20 protein-coding genes are annotated in these 19,193 nt (G+C 71.1%); 11 read left to right on the forward strand and 9 right to left on the reverse strand.

Going from position 1 to position 19,193, the window contains the following annotated elements:
- Nucleotides 1-18 precede the first annotated feature (18 nt).
- Nucleotides 19-465, reverse strand: a complete 447-nt coding sequence (locus ACGFI1_RS25855; RefSeq protein WP_392788627.1) for a DoxX family protein — start codon at nucleotides 463-465, stop codon at nucleotides 19-21.
- Between the two features lie 228 nt (nucleotides 466-693).
- Between ACGFI1_RS25855 and ACGFI1_RS25860 the strand changes: the two genes are divergently transcribed.
- Together ACGFI1_RS25860 and ACGFI1_RS25865 are read left to right on the forward strand one after the other, a co-directional pair.
- A complete protein-coding gene (locus tag ACGFI1_RS25860) occupies nucleotides 694-1,797 on the forward strand; it encodes a phospholipase D-like domain-containing protein (RefSeq protein ID WP_138640088.1) in 1,104 nt (367 codons plus the stop codon).
- 68 nt (nucleotides 1,798-1,865) lie between these two features.
- Nucleotides 1,866-2,255: a hypothetical protein gene (locus ACGFI1_RS25865; protein ID WP_392744860.1), complete on the forward strand. Its 390-nt coding sequence runs from the start codon at nucleotides 1,866-1,868 to the stop codon at nucleotides 2,253-2,255.
- An 80-nt stretch (nucleotides 2,256-2,335) separates the two neighbouring features.
- On the opposite strand, the gene ACGFI1_RS25870 is transcribed toward ACGFI1_RS25865, so the two are convergent.
- Entirely contained in the window at nucleotides 2,336-2,725 is a 390-nt protein-coding gene (locus ACGFI1_RS25870; RefSeq protein ID WP_386872081.1) for a YybH family protein, read from the reverse strand.
- 54 nt (nucleotides 2,726-2,779) lie between these two features.
- Between ACGFI1_RS25870 and ACGFI1_RS25875 the strand changes: the two genes are divergently transcribed.
- Entirely contained in the window at nucleotides 2,780-3,139 is a 360-nt protein-coding gene (locus ACGFI1_RS25875) for a winged helix-turn-helix transcriptional regulator (RefSeq protein ID WP_138641680.1), read from the forward strand.
- Here ACGFI1_RS25875 and ACGFI1_RS25880 read toward each other — a convergent pair.
- Genes ACGFI1_RS25880 through ACGFI1_RS25890 form a run of 3 tightly spaced genes read right to left on the reverse strand, consistent with a single transcriptional unit; the run spans nucleotide 3,136 to nucleotide 5,331 of the window.
- Nucleotides 3,136-3,882 (reverse strand): tRNA(His) guanylyltransferase Thg1 family protein, encoded by a 747-nt coding sequence (locus tag ACGFI1_RS25880; protein ID WP_392788630.1) that lies wholly within the window; start codon nucleotides 3,880-3,882, stop codon nucleotides 3,136-3,138. The genes ACGFI1_RS25875 and ACGFI1_RS25880 overlap by 4 nt on opposite strands.
- A complete protein-coding gene (locus ACGFI1_RS25885; RefSeq protein ID WP_392788633.1) occupies nucleotides 3,869-4,336 on the reverse strand; it encodes an AAA family ATPase in 468 nt (155 codons plus the stop codon). The genes ACGFI1_RS25880 and ACGFI1_RS25885 overlap by 14 nt, the downstream gene beginning before the upstream one ends.
- Entirely contained in the window at nucleotides 4,336-5,331 is a 996-nt protein-coding gene (locus ACGFI1_RS25890; RefSeq protein WP_392788634.1) for a nitronate monooxygenase, read from the reverse strand. Before ACGFI1_RS25890 ends, ACGFI1_RS25885 begins: the two co-directional genes overlap by 1 nt.
- 115 nt (nucleotides 5,332-5,446) lie before the next feature.
- Here ACGFI1_RS25890 and ACGFI1_RS25895 point away from each other — a divergent pair, with 115 nt between their 5' ends.
- Nucleotides 5,447-6,355 (forward strand): NAD(P)-dependent oxidoreductase, encoded by a 909-nt coding sequence (locus tag ACGFI1_RS25895; RefSeq protein ID WP_392788636.1) that lies wholly within the window; start codon nucleotides 5,447-5,449, stop codon nucleotides 6,353-6,355.
- On the opposite strand, the gene aac(3) is transcribed toward ACGFI1_RS25895, so the two are convergent.
- The 4 genes from aac(3) to ACGFI1_RS25915 all read right to left on the reverse strand — a co-directional run bounded on the left by aac(3) (nucleotide 6,352) and on the right by ACGFI1_RS25915 (nucleotide 11,593).
- Entirely contained in the window at nucleotides 6,352-7,209 is an 858-nt protein-coding gene (gene aac(3), locus ACGFI1_RS25900) for an aminoglycoside 3-N-acetyltransferase (RefSeq protein WP_392788639.1), read from the reverse strand. The genes ACGFI1_RS25895 and aac(3) overlap by 4 nt on opposite strands.
- Nucleotides 7,210-7,265: 56 nt before the next feature.
- Nucleotides 7,266-8,360, reverse strand: a complete 1,095-nt coding sequence (locus ACGFI1_RS25905) for an NAD(P)-dependent alcohol dehydrogenase (protein ID WP_387069361.1) — start codon at nucleotides 8,358-8,360, stop codon at nucleotides 7,266-7,268.
- A 90-nt stretch (nucleotides 8,361-8,450) separates the two neighbouring features.
- Nucleotides 8,451-9,698 (reverse strand): cytochrome P450, encoded by a 1,248-nt coding sequence (locus tag ACGFI1_RS25910; protein ID WP_392788642.1) that lies wholly within the window; start codon nucleotides 9,696-9,698, stop codon nucleotides 8,451-8,453.
- Between the two features lie 137 nt (nucleotides 9,699-9,835).
- A complete protein-coding gene (locus ACGFI1_RS25915; protein ID WP_392788644.1) occupies nucleotides 9,836-11,593 on the reverse strand; it encodes an acyl-CoA dehydrogenase family protein in 1,758 nt (585 codons plus the stop codon).
- A gap of 103 nt (nucleotides 11,594-11,696) precedes the next feature.
- Here ACGFI1_RS25915 and ACGFI1_RS25920 point away from each other — a divergent pair, with 103 nt between their 5' ends.
- The 7 genes from ACGFI1_RS25920 (at nucleotide 11,697) to ACGFI1_RS25950 (ending at nucleotide 19,191) form a co-directional block, all read left to right on the forward strand.
- The gene (locus ACGFI1_RS25920; protein WP_392788647.1) at nucleotides 11,697-12,743 is read left to right on the forward strand and encodes a hypothetical protein; all 1,047 of its coding nucleotides are present in this window, start codon (nucleotides 11,697-11,699) and stop codon (nucleotides 12,741-12,743) included.
- A 230-nt stretch (nucleotides 12,744-12,973) separates the two neighbouring features.
- Nucleotides 12,974-13,492, forward strand: a complete 519-nt coding sequence (locus ACGFI1_RS25925; RefSeq protein ID WP_392788650.1) for a M15 family metallopeptidase — start codon at nucleotides 12,974-12,976, stop codon at nucleotides 13,490-13,492.
- Nucleotides 13,493-13,566: 74 nt separating this feature from the next.
- Nucleotides 13,567-14,619, forward strand: a complete 1,053-nt coding sequence (gene alr / locus ACGFI1_RS25930; protein WP_392788652.1) for an alanine racemase — start codon at nucleotides 13,567-13,569, stop codon at nucleotides 14,617-14,619.
- Entirely contained in the window at nucleotides 14,616-15,587 is a 972-nt protein-coding gene (locus tag ACGFI1_RS25935) for a D-alanine--D-alanine ligase family protein (RefSeq protein WP_392788654.1), read from the forward strand. Before alr ends, ACGFI1_RS25935 begins: the two co-directional genes overlap by 4 nt.
- A 141-nt stretch (nucleotides 15,588-15,728) precedes the next feature.
- Nucleotides 15,729-16,877, forward strand: coding sequence for a sensor histidine kinase (locus ACGFI1_RS25940; RefSeq protein WP_392788657.1), 1,149 nt, complete (start codon nucleotides 15,729-15,731; stop codon nucleotides 16,875-16,877).
- Between the two features lie 13 nt (nucleotides 16,878-16,890).
- Nucleotides 16,891-17,622 (forward strand): PaaX family transcriptional regulator C-terminal domain-containing protein, encoded by a 732-nt coding sequence (locus ACGFI1_RS25945; RefSeq protein WP_392788659.1) that lies wholly within the window; start codon nucleotides 16,891-16,893, stop codon nucleotides 17,620-17,622.
- 72 nt (nucleotides 17,623-17,694) lie between these two features.
- On the forward strand, nucleotides 17,695-19,191 hold the full coding sequence (locus tag ACGFI1_RS25950; RefSeq protein ID WP_392788661.1) for a CdiA C-terminal domain-containing protein: 1,497 nt from the start codon (nucleotides 17,695-17,697) through the stop codon (nucleotides 19,189-19,191).
- The last annotated feature ends 2 nt before the right edge of the window (nucleotides 19,192-19,193 follow it).

Here is a 19,193-nt window from a genome sequence, read left to right on the forward strand (position 1 = left end):
GCCGTGCGGTGCTTTGGCTCAGTGCTTGAGGGAGTGCAGGAACTCGCGGGTGTCGTGGCGGCGGTTCCAGGCGATGGCGGCGAAGATGACGGCGAACGCGGCGGGCATCAGGCTCCAGGCCGGGTCCAGGACCAGCAGGTGCGTGGTGATCGCGCCGGCCATCAGGCCGATCAGCCCGGTCGCCGCCAGCCCGGCCAGGCGCGGCACCAGCAGCCCGATCGCGCCGGACACCTCGACGATCCCGGTGACGTAGCGGAACCACTGGCCCCACCCGATCAGATCGAAGGTCTCCACGGCGTCGGCCTGCCCGACCAGCTTGGGCAGCCCCGAGGCGATCAGCAGGAACGCCGCGAGCAGCACCTGCGGCACCCACAGCACCTTGCGCACCGAGCCACCGTCAGCGGTGGACTCGACGGGAGCGGCGGTGGTCGGGGACTGGACGGTCTGAGCGGTCTGAGCGGTCATGGCGGTGGTCCTTCCGTGCGGTGCATCTCATCGGCCTTCACTGACACGTCGCACGGACCCCGACCGAATCGACATCCCGCCCGATTTTTCTTCAAGATTTTTTCGAGACCACATAAGCCCAGGTCAGGCAGGGTAACTCCGCATCAGAAGCCGTCAAGCTGCCTCTGGAAGATCGCCCCATATTGTGGGGAAATGTAGGGGAGTGGTGGCGGCGAGGCTGGGGGCGTCATGGCTGTCCGGATCGGCGGTATCGAACTCCACGCGGGACCTACCGTCCTCGGCGGCCCCGACGACCTGGACGCGGTGATCCGCGACTTCGTCACCGAGGCCCGGCACACGCTGCGCGTCGCGGTGCAGGAACTGGACTCCCGGACGATCGCGCAGGCGATCCTCGCGGCGCGGGCGCGCGGTGTGCGGGTGCAGATCATCCTGGAGGGCGACTACCTGCGGGAGGACCGTCCGGCCGCGGATCCGTGGGCGGCGGCCGGGGCCAACGAGGAGAACCGGCTCATCCACGCGGCGCTGCTGCGCGCGGGCGTGGACCTCGTCACCGACCTGAACCCGGCGATCTTCCACCAGAAGTTCATCGTGCGCGACGCCGGCGAGCCGACGGCCGCGGTGCTGACCGGCTCGGCGAACTTCACCCTCACCGACACCGGCACCAACCCGGCGGGCGGCTCCGCCGGCAAGGCGGGCAACAACCTCAACCACGTCCTGATCCTGCGGGGCCGCCGCGCGGCGGCGCTCTACCTGGAGGAGTTCCTCCGGATGCGCTCGGGGACGTTCGGCGCGATGCACGAGCGCGTGGAGCCGCGCCCGGCGGAGTTCCGGCTGGGCCAGGTCCGCGTCAAGCCGCTGTTCGCCCCGCGGCACGGCCCCGAGATGGAGATCATGAAGCAGATGCTCAAGGCCGCGTCGAGCGTCGACTTCGCGATGTTCACCTTCGCCCGCTCGTCCGGCATCGACGACACGATGATCAGGCTGGCGCCGTCCCTGACGCGCGTCCGCGGCGTGCTGGACCACGGCCAGGGCGCCCAGGCGTGGGCCGCCACGGAGCCGCTGAAGGCCGCCGGGGTGCAGCTGTTCGAGAACAAGCCGGGCACCGGCGTCCGGAAGGTGCACCACAAGCTCATGGTCATCGACGAGCGCCTGGTGATCGCCGGCAGCTTCAACTACACCGCGCCCGCCACGACGCTGAACGACGAGAACATCATCGTCCTCGGCGACCTGGAGGAGACCCGCGCCGACGCCGAGACCGCCCAGCGCCAACTGGCCGCCTTCGCCCTCCACGAGATCTCCCGAATCACCACCGACCTCTCCCGCCCCGCCTGAAGGACGGGACGGGATCGACCGGCGATGAATTCGTGGCCTTCCACCCGTACTCGCGCTTTCATGTAGGGGTGAGGCAGAACGTGGGGCGACGGCTGTTGGCGGTCTTGGCCGTGTTCCTCGTCCTAGTGGCCAGCGGCGTTCACGGTCAATTACTCTTCTGGTCGGCCTGGTTCGTCGTATGGGCCTGCGCTCAGATAGGCGTGGGCGTGCTCGCCGAGTTCTGGATCCGACGGCATGCGCGGTCGCAGGGGTGGGATCAAGCAGATCGTCCGGTAATGCTGCGTCCGATCGAGTGGTCGCTCGCCATCGTCGCCATGTCGGCGCTGGTGGGCTCGGACCACACGTCACTTGCCACTGGTGCCGCATGCTTCATCCTCATCATCCCCAACGCATGGCGCGAACGGCGCAGAGGAAGGGCCTGGATGCAGGACGGCGAGGCAGGCGAGAAAACGCACTGAGCCGAGGCTGCGCTGGGAGGAGGTCTGCCAGCGGGGTTCCGGGGTCGGCCAGGCGTGACGGGACTGCCGGGTGGCGGGGGTCAGGGTGGGGGTGGGGTGGTGCCGAAGGGGTTGTCGATGGTGTAGCGCCAGTGGCCGTCCGGGCAGCGGCGGGCCACGTCGGTGGCGGTGCCTTCGATATGGACGGGATTGCCCTTGCGGTCTTGGCCTTCGATCGTCCAGTCGACGATGAGGAGTGACAGGTCGCCCGCCGTGTAGACGTGGCGTGGGACGACGGTGATCGGGACGCCCAGTGACATGAATTCGGCATTGGCGGCCTGGGCTTCACCACCGGTCAGCGGCGTGCCGGGAGTGGGGACGAAGACGGCCCCTTCCGCGTACATTTCCGCGACCGCTGAAGGGTCGCCGGAGTTGAAGCGGTCGGCGAACACGTGCGGGACGTCTTCGGGACGGTCGGCGAGGCGCGGCATTCGGTGTCCTTCGTGTAGACAGGCAGGGACGCGGCAACGCTAGGAGGCGCTTTCGTGACTCACCAAACGGTTGGCCACCCGGGGCTGCCCGACGACCCGCGCGCCGCCGTGGACGAGCCGACCCCCTCCTGCCCGGTGGAGATCACGCTCGACGTCCTGCGCGGCCGCTGGATGACGCTGGTCGTCCGGGAGCTCCTGCGCGAAGACCGGTCGTTCACCGAGCTGCGCCAAGCGCTGCCCGCTCTATCGGACAAGGTGCTCGCCGACCGCCTGGCGCATCTCGTTCAATGCGGAGTGCTGGAACGGCGCCGCCAGCCGGGATGGCCGCCCCGGACGCAATACGCCCTCACTCCGCACGGCCACCGCCTCGGTCCAGTTCTCCAGGCCCTCTGGGACTGGGGCAACGAGCTCTAGCCCGCCTCCAATAGCGACCGGACGAGGTCGCGGTAGGCGTCCTTCATGGGGAGTTCGCGTTGGACGTGGACGCGGCGGCGAGTGGCGGTCACGTCGACGCCCCGAATGGGGTCGTGGCCGGACTTCTCGTAGTTCTCCCACCAGAGCCCCACGCCGCGGCGCTGCCAGGCCGGGACCTCGTTGAAATTGATTCCGCGCGCGTAGAGGAGTTCGTTCTTCGCCGAGACGGAGGTGCGTTCGAGTTCGCGGGTCGCCTGCCGGGCGGAGCGGCCCTCGTTGCGGAGCGTCCAGTAGCACCAGCCGTTCAGGGCGCAGCGGGCGGCGTCGGCCTGGCGCCAGGAAAGGTAGTCGACGACCTCGTCCAGGGCCGTGCCCATCCAGATGCGGCTGTCGAACGCGACGGGTTCGCCGGCGGCGTGGGTGAACGCGGCGGTCGCGATGCTCGCCGACAGGGAGACGAGTTTCTCCACCTCGCGGCCGAACAGGTCGAACGACGGGTCGAGCACGACGGAGATCTCGTCGCTCTCGGTGTAGGCGTAGCGGCCGCCGAGGTCGCTGAGGAGCGCCTTCGCGGTGTCGGCCATGAGTGCCGAGAAACGCGGGTCGAAGGGCTTGTCGAAGCGGGACTCGGTGAAGCGGGAGAAGGAGCGGCCGTCCACGCGGATGACCGTCCACGCGCCGGGGAGCAGGGTCAGGGAGTGGAACCATTCGCGGGCGCGCATCCGCGTTTCAAGGTCCTTCATCGGTCATCTCCCTGACGTCGAATGCGCCGCCGGCGGCGGGGAGCACCGCGAACAGCGCGTCGAAGCCGTCTGACGGGCGCGGACGGCGAAGACGTTTGAGAGTGGCATAGACGCCGACGTCCGGCACCTGGATTTCGGGTGGGCGGACGGCGTTGCGGCGCATCGAGAGCTCGACGTCCGGAGGAAACCAATAGCCGATGACGTGCGCGCTGTGGCGGCGGCCCACGGTGATGAGCGGCTGCCATTCGTCCGGGGACGGGTTCGTGTTGTCGACCGCCACGTCACGGTCTTGTTCCAGGGCCTCGGATATGAGCCTCAACTGGCGTGCCTGCTTGCGCCGGGCGCCTCTCGGGAAGAGGTCCTTGCTGACGTGGACATGTCCGGCGAGATGCCGTCGGTAGAACGTCGTCTTCCCGGACGCCTGGAGGCCGATCAGAATGGCCAGGTCGGGCATCAGCCGGGGGTCAGGGCGCGCACTAGGTCGACGGCGGGGGCGTCGGATGTCTTGTGGAAGGACTCGCCCGCCCACAGGTTCACGCCGTCCGGGTCCCCCTTGGCGGCAGCCGCCTTGCGCAGTGGTGAGGTCACGTAGTGGACGTCCGGGTAGGCGGCCGGTGCGTGCGGTGAGTGGTCGGTGAGGAAGCGGTTGACCAGGCCGCGGGCGAGGCGTCCGCTGAAGGCGCGGGTCAGTGCGGTGGTGGTGAAGCGCGGGTCGGTCAGGGCGGCCCTGTGGACGGCGCTGGCGCCGCTCTCCGGGCAGCGGACGAACGCCGTCCCGAGCTGGGCGGCGACGGCGCCGAGGGAGAGGATCTCGGCGATGTCCGAGGACGAGGCGAGGCCGCCGGCGGCGATGAGGGGCTGCGAGGTCATCGCGCGGACGGAGTGCAGCAGGACGCGCAGCGGCAGCGGCTCGTCGGAGGTGTTCGTGAACGACCCGCGGTGCCCGCCCGCCTCGGATCCCTGCAGGCAGAGGGCGTCGGCGGCGGACGCCTGGCGCGCCTCGTCCACGGACGTCACCGTGACGACCACGGTGACGCCCTTGGCCTGGAACGCCTCGATGACGTCCGGCGAAGGGCAGCCGAATGTGAAGCTGACGAACGGCGGCGGGTCGGACAGCAGGTCGGCGACCTTGGCCTCGTAGGCGTCGTCGCGGGCGCCGGGGGTGCCGGGGGCGACGCCGAGGCGGTCGGCCTCGGGCGCGAGGCGATCGCGGTAGGCGGCCACTTCGGCGGGGTCGATCTCGTCCAGGGACGGCATGAAAAGGTTCATGCCGAACGGGCGCGAAGTCAGCTCCCGGGTCGCGGCGATGTCGGCGCGCATGGCCTCGGGCGTCTTGTAGCCGGCGGCGAGGAAGCCGAGGCCGCCCGCGTCCGACACGGCGGCGGCCAGGGCGGGCGTCGACGGGCCGCCCGCCATCGGCGCCTGGATGATGGGGACGTCCGTCCACATGGCGTTACCTCGTCTCGCGCGGTGCTCTGGGACTCCTCCCCATGATCCGCACGATAATCCGGGGGGAGGGCCGGGCGCCGACCCGGGGTTCCCTCAACGGACGGAAGGGGGCGGCATGCGGGTGCTGCTGCACTACGACATGGACCACGCGGAGCCCGGTCTCGACATCGTGAGCTGCTCCGAGCAGGACGACGCGCGGTTCGCGGAGCTGCTGCCGGACGCCGAGGTCGTCTGGCACGTGCTGCGTCCGCTCACGGCCGCCGACATGGACCGGGCGCCGAAGCTGCGGCTGATCCAGAAGCTCGGCACCGGGGTCAACACGATCGACCTGGACGCGGCGCGGGAGCGCGGGATCGCGGTAGCGAACATGCCGGGGCAGAACGCGCAGGCCGTCGCGGAGACGTCGCTGCTGCTGATGCTGGCGGCGCTGCGCCGGGTCGTCGCGTTCGACGCGCGGACGCGGCGCGGCGCGGGCTGGCCCGCCGACCGGGCCCTGGTCGGCGGGGAGCTGGCAGGACGGACGGTCGGCCTCCTCGGCGGCGGCGAGATCGCGACGCTGCTGCGCGGCATGCTGGAGGCGGTCGGCGCGCGCGTCCTCTACACGTCGCGGCGGCCGCGCCGCGACGACCCGGCCTGGCGGGAGCTGGACGACCTGCTGCGCGCGAGCGACATCGTGTCGGTGCACGTCCCGCTGACCGACGAGACGCATCACCTGCTCGACGCCGGGCGGCTCGCGCTGCTGCCGGACGGCGCGATCGTCGTGAACACGGCGCGCGGCGCGGTCATCGACGAGGCGGCGCTGGTGGACGCGCTGGCGTCCGGCCGGCTCGGCGGCGCCGGCCTCGACGTCTTCGAGAAGGAGCCGGCGGACGCGTCCAACCCGCTCCTCGCCCTGGACAACGTCGTCGTGATGCCGCACGTCGCGTGGCTGACCCGCGAGACGTGGGACCGCTACTTCGCCGTCGCCGCGGAGAACTGCCGTCGGCTCGCCCGCGGCGACGCCCTCCTCCACCGCGTCGTCTAGCCGCGGTCGGCCGCGAGTTTCGTCTCGATCCAGTCGACGCCGAAGCTCACGACCTCGGGTGCTTCGAACAGGTGGCTGTCGGCCGCGCCGACCTTGCCCCGGCGGCCGTGCCCGGCGGCGAGCATGTCGCGGACGATCGCGTCGAAAGGGTCCTGCTCTTCGGGGACGACCGGGCTGTAGTCGAAGGCGCCGTTCTCGGAGTCGATGTCGTGGAAGCGCCGCCAGACGCGCTCGCCGTCCACGGTGATGGGCTGCTCGTAGTCGACGAACCGCTTGCCGGGCGCGTCGGCGAGAGCTTCGGCGTGGTGCAGGAGAGTAAGGGTGTCCAGGGGCGCGCCCAGCAGGAGCACGCGGCCGCCCATGTCGGTGAGGCGGGCCAGGGGGCTGCCGGGGCCGTGCGGGTCGTCCCAGGGGTGGTCGTCCATGAGGGCGTGGGCGTCCGGGCCGAGGGCGGCGAAGCTCACGTCGGGATGGCGGCTGCGCACCGCGCCCGGGTGGCGGCGCAGGGCCTCTGGCAGCCGGCCGTTGTCGTGGTCGGCCTCGCTGAGCACCGGGTCGTAAGCGGGATGGCCGGCGCGTACGGCGGCCTGCCAGTCCTCGGGCCAGTCGGTGAAGTCGTAGGGCGGGGCGTCGTTCCAGCCGCAGGTGACCATCAGCGTGCCCGTGCCGCCGACCGCGTCTTGCAGCGCGCCGATGACCGTCTGCGTGCCGCCGGCGACATAGCCCAGCGCCGACATGCGGGTGTGGAACATCACGATGTCGCCCTCGGCGACGCCGAGCGCGGCCAGGTCGCGGGCGAGGGCGTCGCGGGTGACCGGGCCGCCGGAGCGCTTGAGCAGGTCCAACTCGTCCATGAGCGCAACGTACGCACCGGCCCCGGCCCGGGTCGACCCTTTTTCGGACGTCCGCCCTAGGGGATCAGGACCGGCTTGACGACCTTTCCGGACGTCGTGTCTGCCTCCGCCTGGTTGATCTGGTCGAGCGGGTAGGTCGTGATGAGGCGGTCGAACGGGAACCGGCCCTGCCGCCACAGCTCGATCATCGTCGGGATGAACGTGTGCGGGACGGCGTCGCCCTCGATGATGCCCTTGACCGTCCGGCCCATGAGCAGCAGGTTCGCGTCCAGCCGGTACTCGGCGGCGCCGACGCCGACCAGGCCGCAGACGCCGGTGGTGCACAGCGACGCGACCGCCGTCGACACCACCTCGGGGACGGCGGTGGTGTCGAACGAGTACCGCACGCCCTCGCCACCGGAGATCGCCCTGATCTGTCCGGCGATGTCGTCGTCCGCGCCGTTCAGCACATGGGTGGCGCCCAGCTCGCGGGCCAGGTCGAGCCGGGACTCGTGCAGGTCGACGGCGACGATCGTGGTCGCGCCCGCGACCCGCGCGGCCATCACGGCGGCCAGCCCGACCGCGCCCGCGCCGAAGACCGCGATGCTGTCGCCGGCGCGGACGCCGAGCGAGATCAGCACCGAGCCGGCGCCGGTCTGCACGCCGCAGCCGAGCGGCCCGAGTTGTTCGAGCGGCGCGTCGGCGGTGACCGGCACGACGTTGCGGACGGTCCCGAGCGCGTGGCTCGCGAACGACGACTGCCCGAACCAGCGGGTGTGGACGGCCTCCCCGTCGCCGGTCGTGGCGCGCGGCACGCCGTCCAGCGGCACCGCGAGCATGTTGAGCGCCATCATCTGCGGGCACGCGCCGGGGCGCGCGGTGCGGCAGGTGTCGCACGTCCCGCACGAGTCGAACGACATGACCACGTGGTCGCCGGGGGTGAGGCCGGTGACGCCGGCCCCGACCGCCTCGACCACGCCCGAGCCCTCGTGGCCGAGCACGACGGGCTTGGCGACCAGGTCGCCCGGCACCCGTCCGAGCATGTCGGTGTGGCACATCCCGGCGCCCGCGATCTTGACGAGGACCTCGCCGGGCCCGGGGTCGGCGAGGTCGAGCGACTCGATCGTGTACGGGGCGTCTGCGGCGCGCAGCACCGCGGCGTTGATCTGCACCAGGGCTTCCTTCGGGGAGGAGGGAGGGGCGGGCGGGAGGCGCTTCAGGCGGCGGGGCGCGGCCGGGGCGGGACGCGGGCGGGGACGCGCTCAGACGATGGAGTAGCGGATCGGGAGGCGCTTGAGGCCGCCGACGAAGGTCGTGGCGATGCCCACCGGGTCCCCGGCGAGTTCGATCGAGCGGAGGCGCGGTATGAGCTCCTCGTAGAACGCGCGGATCTCCATGCGGGCGAGCGCGGCGCCGAGGCAGTAGTGGACGCCGAAACCGAACGCGAGGTGCTTGTTCGGGTCGCGGCCGACGTCGAACGTGAAGGGATCGTCGAAGACGTCCTCGTCGCGGTTCGCCGACGGGTAGGAGAGCAGGACGGCGTCGCCCTCGCGAATGGTCGTGCCGCGCAGTTCGTAATCCCGCGTGGCGGTGCGCATGAACTCCTTGACCGGCGTCACCCAGCGGATCATCTCGTCCACCGCGAACGGCATCAGCTCCGGCTTGTCGCGGAGCCGTTCGAGCTGGTCGGGGTGCTCGATGAGGGCGTGCAGACCGCCGGAGATCGTTGCGCTGGTGGTGTCGTGCCCGGCCGTCGCGATGATGACGTAGTACGAGGCGGTGTCGAAGTCGTTGAGCGGCTCGCCGTCGACCCGCGCGTTCGCGATGGCGGACGCGAGGTCGTCGGTCGGGTCCTTGCGGCGCGCCACCGTCAGTTCCTGGAAATAGGCGAAGAAGTCGAGCAGGACCTGCAGCTTCTCCTCGTTGGTCGTGCCGCGCTGGAACTCGGCGTCGTCCCCGCCGAACAGTTCCTGCGTCAGCTTCAGCATGCGGCCGAAGTCGCTCTCCGGAAGCCCGAGCAGCGACAGGATCACGTACAGCGGGAAATGGACGGCGACCTCCTGCGCGAAGTCGCATTCGCCGCCGCGCTCCACCAGCCGGTCGACGTACCGCTTCGCGAGCTCCTTGATGCGCGGCTCCAGCGCCCGCATCGCGCGCGGCCGGAACCAGTCCGCGCCGATCGCCCGGATGACCCGGTGGTCGGGGTCGTCCATGTGGATGAGCGTGCGCAGCGCGATGCCCTGCTCGGCCCGCTGCCGGTTCAGCCGGTCGAACTCGGTGGTGCCGAGCAGCGGGCGCGGCGCGTTCAGGAAGATCTGGTGGTTGCGCTCGACCTCCAGGACGTCCTCGTGCCTGGTGATCGCCCAGAACGGCTCGTAGGCGGGGGCGTCCACCCGGTGCACCGGCGACTCGCGGCGCAGCAGCGCGAGCGACGCGTGCAGCCGCCGGTCGTCGGCGTAGGCGTTCGGATCGGCGAGGTCGAGGCCCGCCTCGGCCACGGTAAGCGTCATCGCATCGCTCCTCGATCGGGGCTGCCGCCTCCCAGGAACCTACGGGCCCGAATCCTGTTCGGTCAATGATCACCGGCCGCGCCGCGCCGCCCCCGGCCGATGAACGCCCAACCGCCGAACGCCCGGCCGATGACCGCCTAGCCGGTGAACGCGCCGTCCGCCAGGTCCGCGAAGCGGTCGAGGTCCTCGGCGGGGGCGTCGATCGCGCGCAGCGGGCCGGCGTCGGCGAGGTGCGTCCGGGCGTAGAGGCGGGCGACGAGCGCCTTGCGGTCCGTGCCGGAGTCGGCGCGCTCCCAGCCCGCCTGCTCCAGGAGCAAGGCTGCCGCATAGACGTCCGCCATGTACTGGGCGAGCGGGAAGAGGCGCGCCTCGGCGACAGTCCTGTCCAGGCCGCGCCATGCCGCTATGGCCTGGCGGAGATGCCCGATGCGCTCGCCGACCAGCTCGGCCGTGGCGTCGTCCCCCTGCGGCGCCTGCCGGACGGCCTGCGTGAGCCTTTCGAGGAACGGCTCGTGCGCGTCCTGCCGTTCGATGGCGCGGCGGACGTCCAGGCACAGGATGTTGTCGCCGCCCTCCCAGATGGGGTTGACCTGGGCGTCGCGCAGAAGGCGCGCTACCGGCCACTGCTCGATGTAGCCGTTCCCGCCATGGATTTCGATGGCGTCACTGGCGGCCGTCACACCGAGCCTGGCGGCCCTCAGCTTGATGAGCGCCGCCCCTATGCGCAGCCTGGGGCGTCCTAGATAGCCGTCGAACACGAGCGCCTGCGCGGCCTCGGTCTCCACGATCAGCTCGGCGAGCTTCCGCCGCATGAGCGGCTGGTCGGCCAGCGGAGCACCGAACGCCTCGCGCGCCCGCGCGTAGCAGAGCGACTCGACCAGCGCCCGCCGCGCGCAGCCGAGGCCCATCATCGAGATGCCGAGGCGCGCCCCGTTGGTCAGCTCCATCATGCGGGCCAGGCCCTTGCCGTCGCCGCCCTGCCCGGCGCTGGACGACGGGGCCAGCAGGAACGCCTCCGCGTCCGTGAACTCGATCTCCGCCGAGGCCACGGAACGGGTGCCGAGCTTGTCCTTGAGCCGGCGGATCCGGACGCCGTTGCGCGTGCCGTCCCGCCGCTCCGTCAGGACGAGGAACGGCGCGATGCCCCGCACCCCGTCGGCGGCGCCCTCCGACTTGGCCAGCACCACGAACGCCGACCCGTTGGCGTTGGACGCGAACCACTTGAGCCCGTTGACCCGCCAGGCGTCGCCGTCCTTGGACGCCGTCGACTCCAGGGCGCCCAGATCCGACCCGCCCGACCGCTCGGTCAGCATCTGTGCGGCCTCGCCGGACATCTCCCCGGCCGCGAACAGCTCCCGCACCCGCTCCTTGACGTCCTCGGGCGCGAACATCTCGGTCAGCTGGACGACCATGTCGCCGCCGGTGCCGAGCGCGCACGCCATGCCGATGTCGGCCTGGTCCAGCAGATAGCTCCAGGCCACGCCCAGCGGCGCCGGGTCGACCCCGTTGGCCTTCGCCTCCGCGACGAAGTCGGGCCGCGTGAACGACGTCGCGACGATGTCCCGCCGGGCCGCCTCGAACGACGGCGGCATGACGACCTCGCTGACGTCGCGCCCCCACCGGTCGTACTTCTCCAGCCGGGGCGGGTTCCGGTCGGTCTCCTCGGCCCGCTCGGCGACCGGCCCGCCCATCAGCGCGCCCATCTCCTTCAGCCGCGGCTCGGCCCAGCCGAACCCGTCCCCGAGGTGGCGCCGCATGAGGAACCGCAGCGTGGGGTCGCAGTCGTACCAGTTGCGGCCCACGGCCCCCTGGTAGCGCTCGGTCGCGTACCGGCGCGCCTTCTCCGCGCCGCCGAACGGCAGCCGGTCGAACGGCTCGATCAGATAGGACGTCATGCGTCCGACATTACGCTTTCTCGTCACATGATGGAAGCCTGTAACGACCGTGCGTCCGAAACCACCACATCGGTACGCTCTGCCCGATCACAGGGGGCGGACGGTGTTCGGAATCTTCAGGCGGCGGCGCGACGACGAGCTCGCGGAGATCGAAGCCGACATCACCGCGTTCGGCGAGGAACTCGCGCTCCTCCCCCTCGACCCGGACGAGCACGGCGCCGACCCCACCCTGATGGCCGACTACGCCCGCGCGCTGGACGCCTACGAGCAGGCCAAGGTGCGCTTCCTGGGCGACCGCGACCGGAAGGACGCCGCCGACGTCCTGCGCGCCCTCGCCGAGGGACGCAGCGCGCTCGCCCGAGCCAACGCCGCCCTGACCGGCCGCCCTCTCTGCTTCTTCGACCCGCGCCACGGTCCGTCGGTGAACCGCGTCGCCTGGGCCCCGCCCGGCGGTGCCCCGCGCGACGTCGACGTGTGCGCCGCCGACGCCGTCCGCCTGACCGAGGGCCTGCCGCCGATCGCGACGGGCGTCCGTCCGGCTCCCGCCCCCGCCCCCGTCCGCCGCGCGCCGGCTCAGCCGTCCCGTCCCGGGAAGCAGCCCGCGCCGTTCAAGGTCGCGCCGCCGAACCTCGGCAAGAAGCGGCACGCCAAAGGGCGAGGCGACGGCGAAGCGACACTCCACCGCCCCAAATGGGACGTGCCATCGGTGCTCATCGTCCGCCTTCACGGAAGCGGGAAGGTCGAACGCGTCCACCAGGGAAAGGCCGTGCGCCTCCAGGAGGAGACGCTGCCCTTCCGCATCGTGCGGCCGCTCTCCCTGCAGACCGAGTGGCCCGTCCAATTGCGCGTCCAATGCACCGGCACGTGGTCGGCCTGGCTGCAACCCGGTGACAGCGTCCCGACCATCGACCAGGCCATCGCCTCACGCGGCTCTTTCCTCTGCCGCTACATCGGCGGATCGGCACGAATCCAGATGCAGCACAGGGACGGGGGCGGTTACCGGATCACCGAACTGACCCCGGAATTCGCCTCGGGGCCGCGCGTCCTGTCCGGCAAAGGACGCTCCTCCGCCGACGGTGAACTGGCCGGCTCGACCTTCCTCCACGTCGAGGCGAAAGGCGACTGGCGCATCATCGTGACACCCGGGTGAGAGCCCTCGCCACGGCCGGCCAGGACGCCGGTGTATCGCGAGCGTATTGAAAATCGCATACGGCACCGCAACAGCCTTCCCACTTCAGTGGGGGCATGCACCACAGCGCATCGCACTCCCTGTCCGCCCCGGGCCCCGCCCACGACCTGCCCCTTCGGCGGTGAGTCGTGGCGAATTCCCTTTCGGCGAGGAAAGCGTGCGTCCTGGCGGCCGTCACTCGGCTCCTCGCGGTGCTGCTGCTGCCGTTCGCCTTCTGCCGCGCACCGGGCCGGGCACGTTTCCTGGCCTGCCAATGGGCGCTGAGACTTCGCTTCCCCGCCGAGGATCTCCGCGGGCTGGCACCGGAAACGCTGGCCGCGTTCACGCACGCGCGGGCCGAAGCGTTCTGGCGCGACGGGCAATTGATCGGCCTCACCTCGGGATATCGGGATGCGGCGGAACAGCACCGGCTCTTCTCCGCTGAGGTACGGCGCACCGGCTCGGTATCGGCGGCGCGGCGCAGGGTGCTGCCGCCGCAGGAATCCAGCCACGTGCGGGGGCTCGCGATCGACGTCCGGCCGACCGAGGGCGCGCGGTGGCTGGAACAGAACGGCGGGCGGTACGGGCTCTACCGCATCTACAGCAATGAGTGGTGGCACTTCGAGTACCGCATTGTCGAGCCGGTCCAGCTGCCGCATCCGGATGCCGTCGGTGACCGTCGCCCGCCGATGTACGCGGATCCGGTCGAGGACCCGAGGAGGCGGCCGTGAATCGGCTCGCGATCCCGCTTGAACGCCGATCAGGCACCTTTCCGCCTCCGACCTTGCAAACATTGCCTGCGGCGGTGGCCGCGAACGTGGCCGAGCTTCGTGCCCGCACCCGGAGCACGATCATGGCCGTGGTCAAGGCCGACGGTTACGGCCACGGCGCCGTCACGGTCGCCAGAGCCGCCGTCGCCGCCGGTGCCGGATGGCTCGGCACGACGAGCCTCGCGGACGCTTCCGTGTTGCGCGCCGCAGGGTTGGCGGTGCCGATCCTCACCTGGCTGCACCCCTCCGGGATCGACGCCGAAGCCGCAGCCGTCGCCGGGGTCGACGTCGCGGTCGGGTCGGTGGACGAGCTCGGCGCACTCGTCGCGCAGGCCGTCTCTACGGTGCGGATCCACCTCCACATGGACACCGGCATGTCCCGTGGCGGCTGCCCCCGCGATCGGTGGGACGAACTGAGCCGTCTCGCTCGGCGTGCCCAGCAGGCTCGCAAGGTCCGCGTCGTCGGCGTCATGGGGCATCTCCCGCTGGCCGACCAAGCCGACCCGGCGGCGAACGCGCCGGCGGTCGCCCGTATGCGCCGGGCGCGGCAGGCGGTCCAGGCCGCGGGGCTCGGTGCGCCGCTCGTCCATCTCGCGGCCACGTCGGGGACGCTGACCGACCCGGCGACGCATTTCAGCATGGTCCGCGTCGGGGCGGGACTGGTCGGCATCGACCCTTCCGAGACCGTCGAGCTGCACGGCGCGTCCCGGCTGACCGCACCGATCGTGCACACGGCGGCCGTCCCGGCGGGCACGCCCGTCGGGTACGGCGGCGCGTACGTCACCGATCGCGCCACCCACCTGAGCGTCCTGCCCGTCGGGTACGCCGACGGGATCCCGCGCGAGTGCTCGCCCCAGGCCGGCGTCGAGATCGGCGGGCGCCGTTTCCCGGTCGCGGGACGGGTCTCGATGGACCAGATCGTGATCGACACCGGTGCCGACCGCTTCCGGATCGGCACGTCCGCGACCGTATTCGGCCCGGCGGGCGGCGCGACCCCGACCATCCGGGACTGGGCCCGCTGGGCCGGGACCATTCCGCACACCATCGTCACCGGCATAGGGCCGCGTGTGAAAAGGAGCATCGCATGACACGGCGAATCGCGGTCATCGGCGGCGGGCAGAACGCCGAGCACGACGTCTCCCTGGCCACCGCCGCAGCCATCGCGCAGGCGCTGCGTTCCAGCGGATTCGCCGTTGACGCACTGACCATCGACCGCGACGGGACGTGGAGGCAGGGCTCGGACGCGCTCGGGCCCGGGGCCATCACCTCCCTGGCCGCCGCACTGGGCGTCATCGAACGCGCAGACGCCGTCTTCCCCGCGATCCACGGCCCGTCCGGCGAGGACGGAACCCTCGCGGCACTGTGCGCCCTCGCGCACAAGCCGATGGTCGGCTCGGGCCTGCGGGCCGGAGCGCTCGGCATGGACAAGTGGACGACGAAGCTCGTGGCGGACGCCGTCGGCATCCACACCGCTCCCGGCCGCCTGGTGACGGCGGCAGAGATCGCCGACATCGAGTTCAAGACGGACGTGGTGGTGAAGCCGGCCTCCGCCGGGTCGAGCTTCGGTGTCGCCCTGGCGCGCGACCCCTCCGAACTACGCGACGCGCTGCGCTGCGCGGCGCGCCTCGACGGCAGGATCCTGGTCGAGGACGTCGTCCTCGGGCGGGAGATCGATGTGGCCGTCCTGCGCGAGGCCGATGGCCGCCGCTGGGCGTCGCCGCCACTGGAGATCCACGCCGACGGCCTGTTCGACACGCAGTCGAAGTACGACGGTTCCGCGAGGTTCAGCGTGCCCGCCGACCTCGACGAGGCGGACCGCACGGCCCTGACCGGGGCGGCGCTGCGGATGTTCGACGCGCTCGGCTGCGCCGGTGTCGCCCGCATCGACTTCTTCCTCACCGACCACGGGCCCGTCCTCAACGAGGTCAACACCATGCCCGGCATGACGGCCCAATCCCAGGTGCCGAGAATGTTCGCCGCGGCCGGACTGCCCTACGAGCAACTGGTCGCACGCCTGGTCGACACCGCCACCGTGCCCGTCCCCACAAGTTCGTGAAGTCAGCGAAGACCACGGGCCCCCATGCCGGACGGCGCTGGGGTTTGCATATGTCGGCGATATGCGGCGCCGCTTAGCCTTCGACTATGCGCGCGTTGACCGTTGAGGACGAGCCCCACCTCCCGGAAGCCGTGCGCGCTCATGGGTAGACGCCCCGGGCTCAGCGCCCGCCTGAAACTCACCCTCAGCTACGCCGGGTTCCTCCTGCTCGCCGGCGCCCTTCTGCTGGCCGTGGTCTGGGTGTTCCTCCTGCGGTACGTCCCCGAAACCGCCGTCCAACTCGGGCCGAGGGGAGACCGGCCCGGGGGACCGGGACCGCACTTCGTACCCGGCCGCGAGGACCTCCAGCGCGCCTTCGTCCCCCGCGCGGCCACGGCGATGGCCTTCCTGCTGGTGTTCGGCCTGCTGGGAGGATGGCTCCTCGCCGGCCGGATGCTCGCGCCGCTCACCCGGATCGCCGACGCGGCACGGCTGGCCTCCCACGGCTCGCTGTCCCACCGGATCCGCCTCGAAGGCCCCGGAGACGAGTTCCGCGAACTCGCCGACGTGTTCGACACCATGCTCGAGAAGCTCGAATCCCATGTCGCCGAACAGCGGAGGTTCGCCGCCAACGCCTCCCACGAACTGCGCACCCCGCTGGCGATCTCCCGGACACTCCTCGACGTCGCCCGCAACGACCCCGCGCGGGGCCAGGACGAGCTCATCGAACGCCTCCACACGGTCAACACGCGGGCGATCGACCTCACCCAGGCCCTCCTCCTGCTCAGCCGTGCCGACCGCAGGAACTTCACCCGCGAAGTGGTCAACCTGTCGCTCGTCGCCGAAGAGGCCGCCGAAACGCTGCTCCCCCTCGCCGAACGGCGCCAGATCACGCTCGCCGTGACCGGCGAGAAGGCACAGACCCTCGGCTCCGCGGAACTCATCCTGCGGCTGGTGACGAACCTCGTCCAGAACGCCGTCGTCCACAATCTCCCGACCGGTGGCACCGTGACGGTCCACACCGAATCGCAGCACGGCGCGAGCGTCCTGCGGGTCGAGAACACCGGCCACCCGGTACCACCGGAGCTGATCCCGACCCTCACCGAACCCTTCCAACGCGGAACACAGCGCCAGCGCACCGACGAACACGCGGGCGTCGGCCTCGGGCTGGCCATCGTGCACAGCATCGTCCGAGCACACGACGGCACCCTCGACCTCACCCCCCGACCCGCCGGCGGCCTCCTCGTCACGATCCGCCTCCCCGGCACGGACCCGTCCCCGAACGGGGCCGACTGGACCGCCGCCGGGTAGGGTCGAGCCCGCCATGGACCACCCGGACATCCGCCCGCTCACGGCACGCTCGGTCGTGCTGAGCACGCTGCTCGGCGTCCATCCGCCCCGCCTCCCGGCCCGCCACCTCGTCCGCGTCGGCGACCTGTTCGGCATCGCCGAGGGGACGATCCGGGTCGCGCTCTCCCGCATGGTGGCCTCCGGCGACCTCGTCCAGTCCGCCGGCGGGTACGCGCTCACCGACCGCCTCCTCGCCCGCCAGGCCCGCCAGGACGAGGCCCGCCGCCCGCCGACCCGCCCCTGGGACGGCACGTGGGAGATCGCCGTCATCACCGCCGAGCGCCGCCCCGCCGCCGACCGCACCGCCCTGCGCCAGGCCATGTCCGCGCTCCGCCTCGCCGAACTCCGCGAGGGCACCTGGCTGCGCCCCGCCAACCTGACCCGCACCCGCCCGGAACCGGTCGTCCGCCAGTGCACCTTCCTCCAGGGCCGCCCCGAAGAGGACCCCGCCGCCCTGGCCGCCACCCTCTGGGACCTGGACGCCTGGACGTCCAAGGCCGAAACCCTCCGCACGGCCCTCTCCGAAACCACCGACATGGCCGAACGCTTCACCCTGGCCGCCGCCGTCCTCCGCCACCTCCTGAACGACCCGCTGCTCCCGTCCCCCCTCCTCCCCCCCACCTGGCCGGGCCCCGCCCTCCGCACCCTCTACGAGTCCTTCGAAAAGGACTTCGAACACCTCCTAACAACCCAACTACTAACCTGACCAGCCCCCAAAACCCCGTAGCCGGACGCCTGCACGACCTCTAATCTGACAATCCGTCGGACAGGAGGTTCGATGGACCGGGCAGAACAAGCAGCGTCCCTGTTACCGCACGTCGCGCGATTAGCCGAAGAACACGGCCCCGCCCTGAAACGCGCCCACACACTCCTCCTGGACGGCGCTCTGACAGGCCCCGCCGGACAGCGCCTCCAAAAGACCCTCGTAGACCAGCACGAGGACGTCCGCGCCGCCTTCTATGCCGCTTTCGACTCCGTCCGCCAGATGGCCGCCGGCGCGGGCCCACCGCGCGTCCGCGAACCGTACATCCCGGGCCCTCCCCGAGGCGGCCGCCCCGCCTCCGCCACGCGCAGCGGCTCACCTGCCGCACTCGACCAGCTCAGCACCGAACTGACCCGCGCCGCGAACTCCTGGCAGGACGCCGCCCAGGCCCTTTCCGAAATCCTCGCCAACCTCGGCCTCAGCACCGTCCCCGCCCGCACGATCTCCCGCGCCGCCCAGACCACTTCCGACCAGAAGCCCGCGATACGCCGAAGCCGCGAAGAACTCCTCAAGACAGACCAGGTCGTCCAGCCCGCCAAGACCGGCGACATGCTCCGCGACGGCTGGAACGCCTACGTCCACCACTACCTCCCTGGCCTCGGCCAAGGCCTGAAGGACATGGGCCTCAGCGCCCTGGCCGGCAACCCCACGACCGCCCCCTTCTACCTAGCGATCAAACCCAAGGGATGGCTGGAGCGCGGCCCCGTAGGCCAGATCCAGGGCTTGGCCCAAGGCGTCCAGCACCCGATCGCCTTCGCCAAGGCCGCCGTCAACTGGGAAGAATGGAAACGCGACCCCGTCCGCGCCTTCGGCGAGGCCGCCCCCACCATCGTCATCACGGCGGTGACCGGCGGCACGGGCTCAGGCTCAGGCGTGGCCGCCCGCGTGGCCGCAGCCCTCCGCCGCACCGGCGGCTCCGAAACCGCCAAATCCGCCCGAGCCCTCCAAGAAGCCGCCACCGAAGCCCCCAAAACCAACAAGCTAACCGAAAAACCTCCGGCGACACCTCATCCGACCGTCCCTTCCCCCAGGTCCCCTGAACAACCACATTTCGACGCAAAGTCGACGGACGCACGGCCATCACCTTCACATGGCCGCGGGGAACCAAAAGTCGACCCCGCCGAGGAGGGTGCCAAAAACGGAAAGCTCGTTGAATCCAGAAAGAAATTCAATCAGGAAGAGCGCTTGATTGCCGACCTACTGGTTTCAGAGGGGCGCCATGTGGAGGCCGTGCCAGAATCCAAGGTCGACGGCGTGCGAACGCCGGATGCTCTCGTGGACGACGTTCCCGTCGAGTTCAAAAGTCTTAGTCCAGGCGCCGGACCCGGGAGCGTCAAAAACGCTTTAAATAAAGCGAAGGGGCAGGCATCGAATGCAATCATCGACACGCGCGGCACCGCACTGACAGAGGATGGAGCGCGAGAGGGTCTGGAGCGGTTCCTGCGCCACAACCCAGGGCGCATGGATAGGATCCGAATCCTAGGTGATGGGTACGAGATAAATTGGCCCTGAGG

The sequence above is a fragment of the Actinomadura geliboluensis genome, from assembly GCF_043197915.1.
In the GTDB taxonomy this organism is placed as follows: Bacteria; Actinomycetota; Actinomycetes; order Streptosporangiales; family Streptosporangiaceae; genus Spirillospora; species Spirillospora geliboluensis.

Excerpts from the sequence above, each read along its gene's own strand:
- ACGFI1_RS25855 (WP_392788627.1), bottom strand. The coding sequence starts at position 465 with ATGACCGCTCAGACCGCTCAGACCGTCCAGTCCCCGACCACCGCCGCT.
- ACGFI1_RS25860 (WP_138640088.1), top strand. The coding sequence starts at position 694 with ATGGCTGTCCGGATCGGCGGTATCGAACTCCACGCGGGACCTACCGTC.
- ACGFI1_RS25870 (WP_386872081.1), bottom strand. The coding sequence starts at position 2,725 with ATGCCGCGCCTCGCCGACCGTCCCGAAGACGTCCCGCACGTGTTCGCC.
- ACGFI1_RS25880 (WP_392788630.1), bottom strand. The coding sequence starts at position 3,882 with ATGAAGGACCTTGAAACGCGGATGCGCGCCCGCGAATGGTTCCACTCC.
- ACGFI1_RS25885 (WP_392788633.1), bottom strand. The coding sequence starts at position 4,336 with ATGCCCGACCTGGCCATTCTGATCGGCCTCCAGGCGTCCGGGAAGACG.
- ACGFI1_RS25890 (WP_392788634.1), bottom strand. The coding sequence starts at position 5,331 with ATGTGGACGGACGTCCCCATCATCCAGGCGCCGATGGCGGGCGGCCCG.
- ACGFI1_RS25895 (WP_392788636.1), top strand. The coding sequence starts at position 5,447 with ATGCGGGTGCTGCTGCACTACGACATGGACCACGCGGAGCCCGGTCTC.
- ACGFI1_RS25910 (WP_392788642.1), bottom strand. The coding sequence starts at position 9,698 with ATGACGCTTACCGTGGCCGAGGCGGGCCTCGACCTCGCCGATCCGAAC.
- ACGFI1_RS25915 (WP_392788644.1), bottom strand. The coding sequence starts at position 11,593 with ATGACGTCCTATCTGATCGAGCCGTTCGACCGGCTGCCGTTCGGCGGC.
- ACGFI1_RS25935 (WP_392788654.1), top strand. The coding sequence starts at position 14,616 with ATGACACGGCGAATCGCGGTCATCGGCGGCGGGCAGAACGCCGAGCAC.
- ACGFI1_RS25940 (WP_392788657.1), top strand. The coding sequence starts at position 15,729 with ATGGGTAGACGCCCCGGGCTCAGCGCCCGCCTGAAACTCACCCTCAGC.
- ACGFI1_RS25945 (WP_392788659.1), top strand. The coding sequence starts at position 16,891 with ATGGACCACCCGGACATCCGCCCGCTCACGGCACGCTCGGTCGTGCTG.
- ACGFI1_RS25950 (WP_392788661.1), top strand. The coding sequence starts at position 17,695 with ATGGACCGGGCAGAACAAGCAGCGTCCCTGTTACCGCACGTCGCGCGA.